The sequence below is a fragment of the Pseudomonas sivasensis genome (genome assembly GCF_013778505.1).
In the GTDB taxonomy this organism is placed as follows: Bacteria; Pseudomonadota; Gammaproteobacteria; order Pseudomonadales; family Pseudomonadaceae; genus Aquipseudomonas; species Aquipseudomonas sivasensis.
On record NZ_JAAOWU010000004.1, the window covers coordinates 322,645 to 335,686 of the forward strand.

Below are 13,042 nucleotides of genomic sequence, written 5' to 3' on the forward strand. Positions count from 1 at the left end.
TAGGACCGAATTGGTTCGGCGCATAATCATCCAAAGTATGTGAGCCATCCCCATATTTTTATGCAGGCACGATAGAAATCAAAAAAGACTCGCTCAATCGAATCAATCACTGGCAGGGGCTCTCAGCCTTTAACTACACAACCCCCGCTCCTAAGACCATAAACAGAATACGCAGGCGACTACTCGCCGCCTCACTCTCCGTAACGATATCCGCCAAATCCCAGGCGGGTACGCCAGCCGATCAAATTTGACAAAAAGACAACGACCAAACCCGGCTCGATCATTGATGCGGCTTTCACGCCTCAATCTATGTGTAGTAATCGACTGCTATGCAGAAAACCACCACCGTCCTATAAATCGGAACCTGGACCGAAGAGCCGGGTCAGTCAACGTACGCGGCAGAGCAGCAGTTTTTCTCTGGGTGAGAGGTGAACGCGCAGCTGACGGTGACGGTAGCACCTATTGCCGCCCCCATCCGTGACAGGTTCCCACCTGCCGTTATCGAAGAGCTCCGATCCCAGCGGACAAGGCAGGAGCCTGCCGCGCACGGTAGCGACACTCGCAAACCATTAAGACAATCGCGTACACTATCCTTGCTTCAGATTACAGTCTAGCAAGCGCAACCCCGCCCCCAGAAACTGCAACAGTGCCCGATACTTTCTTACGGAGATTCTGCATGCCCCCTCATGCCGCTATAGGGAATAATAAAATTTCGGAACAGAACTCAATATCGTCGACAACACTATTGACCGCGATTTTTCTTTTTCTGCTGATATTGACATCTGCGCTGACCTTTTCAATTTCACCAACAAATGGCGAAGACTATGCACTTAGCAGACCATTTGAAAATACCAATTTATTTGATCGCATCAACTGGGTACTAGACAAATCCACACACCAGATCCAAAATTGGAACGCTCGTTTTGGTGAGCAGCTCTCAATTTTCTGGCTCGCAATGCCAAAAGCCTTGTTTTCGATAGCGACGATTTTATTCATATCCACATTTACATTTTTACTAGCACTCATTTCCACACCACAAAAAAAATGGAACTTTGAAAGTTTAATACTTTCAAGCATGCTCGTATTAGCAACATGTTTTCTGCTATGGCCGCGACTGGAAATATTCTTCTGGCAGACAGCAACAGCTGGCTACTTACAGCCAATGGTACTTACCCTATTGCTTATTTTGCCTTTTCACTCCTCACGTATTTACCAGCATTTACTAAGATCTTGGCCGAGCACCCTAGCTGCTATCACACTAGCGATTATATGTGGCCTCTCATTTGAAAACGTCCCGCCTTCAATAATCCCCTACATGGCATGTATGACATATAAAAATTATAAAGACAATAAAAATTTTAGCTGGAAACTCGGACTCATAACTCTGGCTTATCTCGTGGCCTGGTGCGCATTAATGCTAGCTCCATCCACCAAATTCAGGACAGCCTACTATATCGAAGCGCTTCATATTCCGCCCCCCTCCTTAAACTATTATTTCTGGCAGGCTATCGCTGTAATCCAAGCATTCTTCAATAGCAGCGCAAAACTTTTGGCCGCCTTATTAACTGCTGTTGCAATCGCGACCTATTTAAAAATCAAAATATGGGATCAACCTGTCAAGTTTTATTTCTTGCTAATCCCTGCTGTTCTTTGTATCGCCTCCGTAGTAAAGGCCCCCTACGTCGAACCTAGAGCATTCTTTCTAACCTGGGTAATATTAATAATATTTATTATCAGATGCTTTTATGAAATTGTCACATTTCTGCCTAGGAGATTAGCACTCGTAACTATATCTTGCCTTGGATTGGCTAGCATGGGCATGGCTACCCAAGTATTTTCGGAGTACTCAGAATTTTCGAGAGAAGTCAACTCGCGCTCCGAATTCATTTTCACAAAACAAGGGACTATTGAATGCCAAGAAGGCCTACCCATTCAACTTATCCCGATACGCAATGATATAGGAATACTAAATAACAGAGAGGAATGGGTAGCTAGCAGCTTAACTCAAGTGAGCAAATACTTTAATTGCCAGCTGACCATCACTCCACACGCACCAAGCGAGCCAAAATAATGTTCGACGTAGAATCCAGCACTGCAAATAAAAAAACCATTTCGTTAGTTACGCCTTTTTACAACGAAGAGGCCAACGTTGAATCCACGCTGAAAGCCATTGCTGACAGCATTGACCACAATGGATTTTCATGGGAAGTCATCGCGGTTAACGATGGAAGCACAGACAATACTCTAAAAAAGCTTATGGAATCGAATGTTACCGCGTTTAAATTGGTGATCGTCGACCTTTCAAGAAATTTTGGCAAAGAAGCAGCCTTATCTGCCGGCCTCGAACAAGCGACGGGTGATGCAATCATCCCATTAGACGCTGACCTGCAAGACCCACCACAATTGATTTCGGCATTGGTTGAAAAATGGCAAGAGGGTTATGACGTGGTTCTAGCTAGGCGGATCGACCGCTCAAGCGACAGCTTTTTGAAACGGGTTACTGCTGGCGCTTTTTATAACGTGATCAATCGACTTTCAGATGTAGATATCCCCCATCATGTTGGCGACTTTCGACTAATGGATCGTCGAGTGGTAGACGTATTAAAAACGTTACCCGAGGCAAGGCGCTTCATGAAAGGTCTGTTTGCCTGGGCGGGCTTTCGCACGATCACCGTTGACTATGTCAGACCGGAAAGAAATATAGGCACCAGTAAATTTTCGGGTTGGAAGTTATGGAATCTTGCATTAGAAGGTATCACCTCCTTCTCCATTGTCCCCCTTAAAATTTGGACATACATTGGCTTTCTCGTTGCAGCGTGCTCGTTTATATACGGCAGCTTCATTGTAGGACGCACGATAATATTCGGAGTAGACGTTCCCGGCTATGCATCGCTCACCTCCATACTCCTCTTTATGTCTGGCTTGCAAATGATCGGCCTCGGTGTGCTCGGCGAATACGTGGGCAGAATATATCTAGAAGCCAAACGACGCCCCCCGTTTATTGTACGCTCCGTACACAAAAAGGGTCATTAACCATGACTCAAGACCAAGACTTAGTAAGATTTATAAGGTTCTGCTGTGTTGGCGTCTGCAACACAGTCATTCACATAGGCTTGGTTCTGCTTATAGTTGAATTATTTTTACTCGCGCCTCCCATAGCAAATGTCATCGCCTTTCTCTTTGCCAACATGACATCTTACTTTTTTAATGCAAATTGGACATTTCAAAAAAAGAGATCAATTAAATTGTACTTTAAATTTTTCCTTGTTAGTCTGATTGGATTGGCGATCTCATGGAGCGCAGTGTGGCTATCAGTTTATTTACAAGCGCATTACCTAATTGGAGTTATAGGTTCTATTTTTCTTGTAGTAATTGTCTCATACACACTCAATCGGTATTTTGTATTTAAAGACTAGTTTTTTGAGTACACATAACTGGAGCATTAAAAATGAAGTCGAAGACCATAGTAATTGTCGGTGCGGGCTTCTGTGGTTCGACGCTGGCGATACGGTTACTGCGGCAGCATTCAATTAATTCACTCAACATCGTTCTTATTACCCGTGCTGGGACACTGGGCAGAGGGGTGGCTTACGGCACTCATGCCGGAGCCCATGTCCTGAATGTTCCTGCTGGGAGGATGGGGGCGTTGCCAGAAGAGGAATTTGGCTTTCACGAGTACGCGGTGCAATACGACCCTACTATGACGCCAGGATCATTTGTAAATCGTACTTTGTATGGCGACTACTTGACGGCACTGCTGAACGACGCATCAAAAACCCCATCAACTGGTACTGAGCTCAAAGTTTTGATAGGGACGGTCATTCGGGTAACACCAAGCAATTCTGGCAAGGCTGCAAGACTCATCTTGGAAAGCGGTGAATATGTTGACGCCGATACAGTCGTCTTGAGCACTGGCCATTGCGCGCGTCAAAAGCCTGCAATTGCATCGGAATATCGAAGCTTCTACGAGAGCTCTCGCTATGTCCACGATCCGTGGCAAACCGGCGCATTAGGCAATATTGGAGAAAGTGACCCCGTGCTGCTCATCGGCAGCGGCCTTACCATGCTGGACGTCGTACTTGACCTACGTGATCGCGGGCACAGGGGCATGGTTTATTCAGTTTCTCGTCGAGGCCTTTCCCCTCAACCTCATCGTGTATTGAGCTCACATCCTCTCTATGATGGGCAGCTTTCGCAGCAAATGCTCAAGAACTGTACGACTCGCCACTATTTACGCGCAGTCCGTGACGCGGCAAAGCAGCAGACCCGTAATGGGGGGGATTGGAGGGACGTGATTGGTGGACTGAGATCTACAACATCACAACTGTGGCATGCACTTCCCACCATTGAGCGGCAACGCTTCTTGCGCCATGTACGCCCGTACTGGGACACGCACCGTCACCGCTGCGCGCCACAACCAGGGGCACGCATGCAGGCAGAGATTGACACCGGAAAACTCAAACTCTTCGCAGGACGGATAACACGCTACGATTCAAGCTCGGATTATGTCAGCGTTCATCTGCGGCGCCGTGGCGCACAGAGTGAGGAACGCATTGAAGTAGCTGCCGTGATCAATTGCACGACCCCAGCATTCGACCTGCGACAACTGGACGACCCGCTTCTCGCGTCGCTGCGTACTAGTGGCTTACTGATACCCGATGCACTCGGAACAAGCATGGAAATAGCTCCTTCAGGGGCGCTGATGGATAGTAATCTAGAAGAATCGCGCTGGCTGTATTACGTCGGCCCTTTCCTCCAGGCACGCGACTGGGAGGCCACTGCAGTGCCAGAACTGCGAGAGTACGTGAAGCTTATGGCGGACACTCTCGAAACCTCACTCTCGGAGCCATAACTCCCTACGAGTTGCCTAACCCTCCTAAGCCCAGAACGACGAAGGAGGGAGGCTTAGCATCTAGCCTTTACGAATACAACCCCAACCCAACAATAATCAGCTACACCCTCTGCGGACTCAATACTGCAGGCCAATTGCATGCGGTCCAAAACCTCACCTACCCCAAGATGGGTCAACCGTCTACTGTGGCATCGTCGGTGAGCAGTTCGTGAGCGATTACCAAAAATCCATCATCGCAGTCACCGCCGGCACCAAGTAAAACATACTGGTGACATTCACCAAAATGCCCCACGAATAAGGCGGTACATCGTAAGCGTACGGGCAAACCGTCTTGCACGACTAAGCCGGACGCCACCTATGCGGCAGCAACTCTGCAATCTCACTTGCCTGCTGCGTAGGCAGGCGCGTCAGCACATCCTTCAGGTAGGCATATGGATCGTGCCCATTGTTCCGGGCCGACTGGATCAAACTCATGATCGCAGCGGCGCGTTTGCCGCTGCGTAGCGACCCAGCAAAGAGCCAGTTCTTGCGCCCCAGCGCCTAAGGCCGTATCTGGCTCTCACACAAATTATTATCAATAGGTACGGCCCCGTCATCGAGGTAGCGCGACAGCACCGTCCAGCGTTTCAAGCTGTAATCCAAGGCTTTGCCAATGGCCGAACCGTTGTGCACGATATCGCGCTGGGCAACCATCCAGCCATGCAACGCATCCATCACCGCGGTACCGCCTTTTCTTGCCGTATTCGGCGGCGTATGTCCGGTTCCAGATCCTTGATTTCCCCCACGATCTCGTACAGCGTCTGCATGTAACGCAAGGCTTGCTCAGCCAGCGCGATCTTGTGAGTCGCATGCAGTTCGAAGAACTTGCGCCACGCATGGGCCATGCAGCCGATTTCAGTCACGCCGAGTTCGAAGCTGGCCTTGTAACCGCCTAAATCATCGCAGACCAGCTTGCCCTTCCAGTCTTGCAGGAAGTTACTCGCATGCTCGCCGGCCCGGCTGAGGCTGAAGTCGTAAACTACAGCCGAGGTTTCGCAAAACGGGCTGGTGGCGTAAGCCTAAACGTAGGAACGATGGGTTTTCTTGGTGCCCGGCATAAGCATTTGCACCGGCGTTTCATCAACGTGAACGACCGGCTGTTCAAGCACCACTTCACGCAGCGCATCGACCAGTGGCTGCAAATGCACGCTACAGGCGCCAATCCATTGGGCGAGGGTCGAACGCGGGATAACTAGGCCGGCGCGGCCAAACATGGCTTCCTGGCGATACAACGGCAGATGGTCAGCAAACTTCGCAATCGTGACGTGGGCCAACAAGCCCGCAGTCGGGATACCCTTGTCGATCACCTGCGCTGGCATCGGGGCCTGGATCAGTGTTTCGCAACTGTCGCAGACCCACTTGCCACGGATATGGCGATCCACGGTGAACACGCCAAGTGTGTAATCGAGCTTCTCGCTGACATATTCACCGATGCGTTTGAGCGCGCAGCCACAGGCACACTCCGTATTGTCCGGCTCGTGATGGATCAGCGTGCGGGGAAACTCAGGCGGCAAGGCGCGACGTTTGGGTTTCTGCTTTTCCTGGGGGGGTGCCGGAGTAACTTGCAGCGACTCCAGTTCCGCTTCAATGGCAGCGATATCGGTATCGATCAGATCGTCAAGCAAACTGGCCTGTTCCGGATTCATTTGCTCGCTGCGTTTGGCGAACTTGAAACGCTTGAGCTGGGCGATCTCGTGGCTGAGTTTTTCGATCAACGTTTTGTCGTAATGGATCTTCTTGTCCATGACCTAGACGGTCTTGCCCATCGTTTCAACTTGCTCGTCGAGCGCCGAGACGCGTTGCAGCAACTGCGCCGCGAGTGCACGCAGTTGTTCGGGGTTCAGTTGATCGAGGTCGGAGATCGAAGTCATGCCGCGATCTTGCCAGATCAGCGTAAACAGGACGACAGGCTGATCGGACAATTGCGCTGCCGGATGGGGCATGATTCGGCTTAGAGGACGGAAATGGCGTTTCCGGGGACAACCCTCTGCCATGGCAAGCGCAGTATCAAGGCGTGTAGCTGTTCGGCGCTCAGCTCCATTTGTGAACCGTGGCGCGTGCCAGGCCAAGCGAATTTGCCTTGGTGGAGCCGACGCGCCGCCAACCTGATACCCAGCCCGTCGTCCACCAGGACTTTCATGCGGGTGGCGCGGCGGTTGGCGAACAGATAAGCGCAGTGCGGCTGCGCCGCACCGAACACTGAAATCACGCGGGCCATGGCGGTGTCGGTGCCGGCGCGCATGTCCATCGGCTCGGTGGCGAGCCAGATGGTATAGATGCGGATCATCGCAGCAGATCTCGCAGAAAGGTGGCACAGGCAGCGGCGTTTTCGGTTGGCCAGTTCACTTTGACGTTGCCGCGGGGGTGCGGGATTTCGAGACATATAGTCGGCGACGCGGCTTGCGAATTTACGCCGGCTAGCTGCAAGGGCAGCGGAATGAAGGCAGGCTGCAGAGTCATGGTTTTCTGCGTTTGGACTCGAATCCATTTATGGACGGGGTTTGCGTTAAGGCTGTGGCTCAGCGCAACGCTGGCAATCGAGGCCCCTGGCTGGGCGCACTCTTGAATGACCTGAGCCTTGAAGGATTTTGAATAGGAACGTCGTTGTGACTGCATGAAAGACCCGCTTAAAAGGCTAGAAATGGTGTCCACTTATTTTTGAGGTGGACACCATCGCCTTTGGCGCTGGGGTCAGGAAGGTGTGTTGGCCGGACGCATACGGTACATCAAAAGTATCGCCAGTAGTGGCACTGGCAACCCCATCCACAGTACAGGTACGTAAAAGCTGGCACTTTGCTCAAAGTGAAATGGTTTAAACGGCACAAACACTGCGCACAGGAACAGACCAGCTACATATGGCACAGGTAAAATCCAAAGGATTGTCTGTGATGTGCATTTGCGTGATAGAGCCGAGATCATTCCGTAGAGGCCAGTACCCTGATAGGCAGCCATGATCTACTCCGCCAACCGAGCCCCTGGCCAAACACACGTCGCCAGAAACCCTGCAGTCCATCAACACCACGCTAAGGATCGGGTTAACGCCCATGATGGTCACCATAACCCCGGGCGTGACTTTTAGGCCCAGATCAAGCAGATAGGAAATTTGGTAAGCCCTCACCAACACCAAGCCGGTCGCCACCGCGTGCAGCAGGGGCTTGCTAGGACCCGGCAGTTTCAGTTCCGTGGCTACGTCCAGTACGGCCTGCCCTGCGCTTCAAACACCTTCATCATGGCCAGAACCTCGCCTTGCTGCTGGCTTCGTTGCTCTTGGGCTTGGTGCATTTGGGTACGGGTTGGCGCTGCGTGCTATTAACGAGCATCGCCTTAGTCCGCTATGGCCTAACCTACCGCTTCGCCGGTTCAGGCCCAGCAATTGTCACGCATTTCAGCCTGCCCCCCTCACTCCGAGCTGTTTACATACCCGACGCTGGCGAGCCAATTGTTGCAAAAATAAGTTAAATAAACCCCCGGCACCGCCGATACCCCCTGAAAGCCTTGCGGATTGAACAACCATGCGTAATAACCAACCCGTTACCCAGCGCGAACGTACCTTCCCCGCTCAGCAACGGTTGATCTCAACCACAGATGCCAAAGGCGTGATCACCTACTGCAACGATGCTTTCGTCGAGATCAGTGGGTTTAGTCGCGAAGAACTGGTACGCGCCCCGCACAACCTGGTTCGTCACCCGGATGTGCCGGCGGCGGTGTTCGGGCATATGTGGGCCACGCTCAAACAAGGCTTGCCATGGATGGGCATCGTTAAGAACCGCTGCAAGACGGGCGATCACTACTGGGTTAACGCCTATGTGACGCCGGTCTTCGAAGGCAATCAGGTAGTCGGCTACGAATCGGTGCGCATCAAGCCCACCGCCGAGCAGATCCGCCGGGCCGAAGCGCTCTACCAACGTATCAACCAGGGCAAGTCGGCCGTTCCCCAGCGGGACAAGTGGCTGCCGGTGTTGCAGGACTGGCTGCCGTTTATCCTGATCAGCCAGTTGAGCTTCATGATTGGCGTGTCGCTCAACTCCCACTGGGGCTTTGCCCTGGCGGCGGGTTTGTCGGTGCCTTTGGGCCTGCTGGGCCTGAGCTGGCAACAGCGCGGTCTCAAGCGCCTGCTGCGTTTGGCCGAGCAGACCACCTCCGACCCGTTGATCGCGCAGATGTACACCGACAGCCGTGGCGCTCAGGCGCGCTTAGAGATGTCGATCCTCAGCCAGGAAGCGCGTCTGAAGACATGCCTTACACGCTTGCAGGACACTGCTGAGCATCTCAACGAGCAAGCGGCGCAGTCCAACACCCTGGCCCACAACAGCTCCAGCGGCCTGGAACGCCAGCGCGTGGAAACCGAACAGGTGGCCACAGCGGTCAACCAGATGGCCGCGACCACCCAGGAAGTCGCCAGCCATGTGCAGCGCACGGCTGACGCCACTCAGGAAGCCAATCGCTTGACCGGTCGCGGCCGCGATATCGCGGGGGAAACCCGCGAGGCCATTCAGCGTCTGTCGGTTGCCGTGGGTGAGACGGGCGTGACCGTCACTCAACTGGCCAAGGACAGCGATGAGATCGGCGGCGTTGTTGACGTGATCAAGGGCATTGCCGACCAGACCAACCTGTTGGCATTGAACGCCGCTATCGAAGCCGCTCGTGCCGGCGAGATGGGCCGTGGCTTTGCCGTGGTAGCCGACGAAGTACGGCAGCTGGCGCAGCGTACGGCCGAGTCGACCGGGCAGATCCATGCCCTGATCGCCAAGCTGCAACACACCGCCGCCGCAGCCGTGCAAACCATGGACGCCGGGCATCGCCAGGCCGAAGAAGGCGTGGCGCGGGTGATGGAGGCGGATCAGGCGTTGGTGGGCATCAGTGAAGCGGTGGCGCACATCACTGACATGACCACGCAAATTGCAGCGGCGACTGAAGAGCAAAGCTCGGTAGCCGAAGAGATCAGCCGTAACATCAGCACCATTGCGCTGTTGGCAGATCAGACCTCGGAGCAGGCGATGAACTCGGCGCAGTTGAGTGAGGAATTGACGCATACCGCCAATACCCAGTACTCGCTGGTGGAGCGTTTTAACCGCTAGAACGCTCCCGGGGGCAGGGTTATCTACACAACGCCTAAAGGCAGACACATAACTCTGTGGTGAGCGGGCTTGCCCGCGCTGGGCTGCGAAGCAGCCCTAACCCAGACACCGCATTTTTTCAGCAACACCCGACTGGCAGGTTTTGGGGCTGCTGCGCAGCCCAGCGCGGGGCAAGCCCGCTCCCCACAACAGCCTCGTTTTCTCAGGGCATGTTTGCATCGAAGATGTGTAGATACCTACGTCCCGATACATCCCTAACAGGCGCCGAGAAACCTGGCGACCTGCACCGCCGCAGCCTCCAGATGCTGCTCATGGCTGAAGCCCGAAGCCTTCAACGGCTTCAAATCATGATCCCCCGCCACCAGCCACCTCACCTCGATGCTCGGTGACAACACATACCCCTCCACCGCCGCCCGATTGCCCAGCGCATCGCGCTCGCCCTGCACAATCAACGTCGGCGTCTTTAGCTCGGCCAAATGCTCGACCCTCGGTTTTTCCGGCTTGCCCACCGCGTAGAACGGATAACCCAGGCACACCAACGCGTCCGCGGCCAATTCATCGGCCAACAGACTCGCCATGCGCCCGCCCATGGACTTGCCACCAATGGCCAGTTTCCCAGCGACATGACGTCGCACCTCGGCATGCACTTCGCGCCAGGCTTCCAGCAGTTTCGGCGCCGGGTTGGGTGGGCGTTTGCCACCGTCCAATCGACGCTGGGCCATGTAGGGAAACTCGAAGCGCAACACGTTGACGCCATGCCCGGCAAGGCGTGCAGCCATGTCGTTCATGAAGGATGAGTCCATCGGTGCGCCAGCGCCGTGGGCCAGGATCAGCGTCACCGGTGTACGCGCGATAGACCCTTTCGCGACATCCCACAACCAGCCGTGTTCCCGCACACACTGCGCCCATTGATCCCCGTCAATACTGGCCTTGTGCTCTTTGCCCATGCTTGCCTCGCTATTTAGTCTGCCTATAACTCCAGCCCAAGTGCCGCATTTGCTTGGGTTGAACCGTGGATGGGGAACCATGAACACTACTTTAAGTACCGCCTATAACTACAAGGTGGTCCGCCAATTCGCCATTATGACGGTGGTGTGGGGCATCGTCGGCATGGGGCTCGGGGTTTTTCTCGCCGCCCAATTGGTTTGGCCCGCACTCAACTTCGATTTGCCCTGGACCAGCTTCGGCCGCTTGCGCCCGCTGCACACCAACGCGGTGATCTTCGCTTTCGGCGGCTGCGCACTGTTTGCCAGCTCGTTCTACTCGGTGCAGCGCACCTGCCAAACGCAGCTGTTCGCGCCGAAAATCGCCGCGTTTTGCTTCTGGGGTTGGCAGTTGGTCATCCTGCTGGCTGCGATCACCTTGCCGCTGGGCTACACCAGTTCCAAGGAATACGCCGAGCTGGAATGGCCGATCGACATCCTGATCACCATTGTCTGGGTGGCCTACGCCATCGTGTTCTTCGGCACGGTGATGAAGCGCAACACCAAGCACATCTACGTCGGTAACTGGTTCTTCGGTGCGTTCATCATCACCGTGGCGATCCTGCATATCGTCAACAACCTGGAAATCCCGGTCAGCCTGACCAAGTCCTACAGCCTCTACGGCGGTGCGACGGATGCAATGGTGCAGTGGTGGTATGGGCACAACGCGGTAGGCTTTTTCCTCACCGCAGGCTTCCTGGGGATGATGTACTACTTCGTGCCCAAGCAGGCCGAACGTCCGGTGTATTCCTATCGCTTGTCCATCGTGCACTTCTGGGCGCTGATCACCCTGTACATCTGGGCCGGTCCGCACCACTTGCACTACACCGCGCTGCCGGACTGGGCGCAGTCCCTGGGCATGGTGATGTCTCTGGTACTGCTGGCTCCGAGCTGGGGCGGCATGATCAACGGGATGATGACCCTCTCGGGCGCCTGGCATAAGTTGCGCAGCGACCCGATCCTGCGCTTTTTGGTGGTGTCCCTGGCGTTCTACGGCATGTCGACCTTCGAAGGCCCGATGATGGCGATCAAGACCGTCAACGCCCTCTCCCACTACACCGACTGGACCATCGGCCACGTACACGCCGGCGCCCTCGGTTGGGTGGCGATGATCTCCATCGGCGCGCTGTACCACATGATCCCGAAAGTCTTCGGTCGCGAGCAGATGTACAGCCTCGGCCTGATCAACGCGCACTTCTGGCTGGCCACCATCGGCACCGTGCTCTACATCGCCTCGATGTGGGTCAACGGCATCGCCCAGGGCCTGATGTGGCGTGCGATCAACGAAGACGGCACCTTGACCTACTCCTTCGTCGAAACCCTGGTGGCCAGCCATCCAGGCTTCATCGTGCGGCTGGTGGGCGGTGCGGTGTTCCTCAGCGGCATGTTCCTGATGGCTTACAACACGTGGCGCACCGTGCGTTCGCCGCAGCCTGTCGAAGCCGCCACCACTGCGCAGCTGGCCTGAGGAGTCTGTGATGAAACACGAAACGATTGAAAAGAACGTCGGCCTGCTGATGCTGCTCATGGTGCTCGCCGTGAGCATCGGCGGCCTGACCCAGATCGTCCCGCTGTTCTTCCAGGACGTGACCAACAAGCCGGTGGAAGGCATGAAGCCCTACACCGCGCTGCAACTGGAAGGCCGCGACATCTACATCCGCGAAGGCTGCGTGCAGTGCCACTCGCAGATGATCCGTCCGTTCCGCGCCGAAACCGAACGCTACGGCCACTACTCGGTGGCGGGCGAAAGCGTGTGGGATCACCCGTTCCTGTGGGGTTCCAAGCGCACCGGCCCGGATCTGGCCCGCGTTGGCGCCCGCTACTCGGACGACTGGCACCGCGCGCACTTGTACAACCCGCGCAACGTAGTGCCCGAGTCGAAGATGCCGGCCTACCCGTGGCTGGTCACGGCCCAGGTCGACAGCAGCCACACCGAGAACAAGTTGAAAGTAATGCGCACCCTCGGCGTGCCATACACCGACGACGACATCAGTGGCGCCGTGGCCAGCCTCAAGGGCAAGACCGAGATGGACGCGCTGGTTTCGTACCTGCAAGTACTCGGCACTGCCATCAAGAGCAAGAGGTGAGCC

General features: G+C 54.8%; 10 protein-coding genes and 4 pseudogenes. 8 read left to right on the top strand and 6 right to left on the bottom strand.

Features of this window, described 5'->3' with window-relative positions:
* Nucleotides 1-676: 676 nt before the first annotated feature.
* Genes G9Q84_RS10450 through G9Q84_RS10465 form a run of 4 tightly spaced genes read left to right on the top strand, consistent with a single transcriptional unit; the run spans nt 677 to nt 4,852 of the window.
* Nucleotides 677-2,071, top strand: a complete 1,395-nt coding sequence (locus G9Q84_RS10450; protein ID WP_181643262.1) for a DUF6056 family protein — start codon at nt 677-679, stop codon at nt 2,069-2,071.
* Nucleotides 2,071-3,033 (top strand): glycosyltransferase family 2 protein, encoded by a 963-nt coding sequence (locus G9Q84_RS10455; RefSeq protein WP_181643263.1) that lies wholly within the window; start codon nt 2,071-2,073, stop codon nt 3,031-3,033. Before G9Q84_RS10450 ends, G9Q84_RS10455 begins: the two co-directional genes overlap by 1 nt.
* A gap of 2 nt (nt 3,034-3,035) precedes the next feature.
* A complete protein-coding gene (locus tag G9Q84_RS29805) occupies nt 3,036-3,416 on the top strand; it encodes a GtrA family protein (RefSeq protein ID WP_181643264.1) in 381 nt (126 codons plus the stop codon).
* Nucleotides 3,417-3,448: 32 nt separating this feature from the next.
* Nucleotides 3,449-4,852 (top strand): FAD/NAD(P)-binding protein, encoded by a 1,404-nt coding sequence (locus G9Q84_RS10465; protein ID WP_181643265.1) that lies wholly within the window; start codon nt 3,449-3,451, stop codon nt 4,850-4,852.
* A 222-nt stretch (nt 4,853-5,074) separates the two neighbouring features.
* Here G9Q84_RS10465 and G9Q84_RS10470 read toward each other — a convergent pair.
* From G9Q84_RS10470 to G9Q84_RS29275, 5 genes and pseudogenes are all read right to left on the bottom strand, one after another.
* Nucleotides 5,075-5,169, bottom strand: a pseudogene (locus G9Q84_RS10470) (EamA family transporter); the annotation flags it as partial.
* Between the two features lie 22 nt (nt 5,170-5,191).
* Nucleotides 5,192-6,762: pseudogene (gene tnpC, locus G9Q84_RS10475) on the bottom strand (IS66 family transposase).
* Nucleotides 6,763-6,842: 80 nt separating this feature from the next.
* Complete coding sequence (gene tnpB, locus G9Q84_RS10480) at nt 6,843-7,178, bottom strand: IS66 family insertion sequence element accessory protein TnpB (RefSeq protein WP_181643266.1); 336 nt, start codon at nt 7,176-7,178, stop codon at nt 6,843-6,845.
* Nucleotides 7,175-7,507 (bottom strand): IS66-like element accessory protein TnpA, encoded by a 333-nt coding sequence (tnpA, locus tag G9Q84_RS10485; RefSeq protein ID WP_185160054.1) that lies wholly within the window; start codon nt 7,505-7,507, stop codon nt 7,175-7,177. Before tnpA ends, tnpB begins: the two co-directional genes overlap by 4 nt.
* Before the next feature lie 99 nt (nt 7,508-7,606).
* Nucleotides 7,607-8,099: pseudogene (locus tag G9Q84_RS29275) on the bottom strand (EamA family transporter); the annotation flags it as partial.
* Between G9Q84_RS29275 and G9Q84_RS10495 the strand changes: the two are divergent.
* Both G9Q84_RS10495 and G9Q84_RS10500 read left to right on the top strand, forming a co-directional pair.
* Nucleotides 8,070-8,345 (top strand): annotated as a pseudogene (locus G9Q84_RS10495) (CPBP family glutamic-type intramembrane protease); the annotation flags it as partial. The pseudogenes G9Q84_RS29275 and G9Q84_RS10495 overlap by 30 nt on opposite strands.
* A gap of 58 nt (nt 8,346-8,403) precedes the next feature.
* Entirely contained in the window at nt 8,404-9,969 is a 1,566-nt protein-coding gene (locus tag G9Q84_RS10500) for a methyl-accepting chemotaxis protein (RefSeq protein ID WP_032887688.1), read from the top strand.
* A gap of 254 nt (nt 9,970-10,223) precedes the next feature.
* Here the strand turns inward: G9Q84_RS10500 and G9Q84_RS10505 are convergent, their stop codons facing one another.
* Nucleotides 10,224-10,916, bottom strand: a complete 693-nt coding sequence (locus G9Q84_RS10505) for an alpha/beta family hydrolase (protein ID WP_181643268.1) — start codon at nt 10,914-10,916, stop codon at nt 10,224-10,226.
* A 79-nt stretch (nt 10,917-10,995) separates the two neighbouring features.
* Between G9Q84_RS10505 and ccoN the strand changes: the two genes are divergently transcribed.
* Both ccoN and ccoO read left to right on the top strand, forming a co-directional pair.
* On the top strand, nt 10,996-12,420 hold the full coding sequence (gene ccoN / locus G9Q84_RS10510; RefSeq protein ID WP_032887684.1) for a cytochrome-c oxidase, cbb3-type subunit I: 1,425 nt from the start codon (nt 10,996-10,998) through the stop codon (nt 12,418-12,420).
* A 10-nt stretch (nt 12,421-12,430) separates the two neighbouring features.
* Nucleotides 12,431-13,039, top strand: coding sequence for a cytochrome-c oxidase, cbb3-type subunit II (gene ccoO, locus G9Q84_RS10515; protein WP_032887682.1), 609 nt, complete (start codon nt 12,431-12,433; stop codon nt 13,037-13,039).
* Nucleotides 13,040-13,042: the final 3 nt, after the last annotated feature.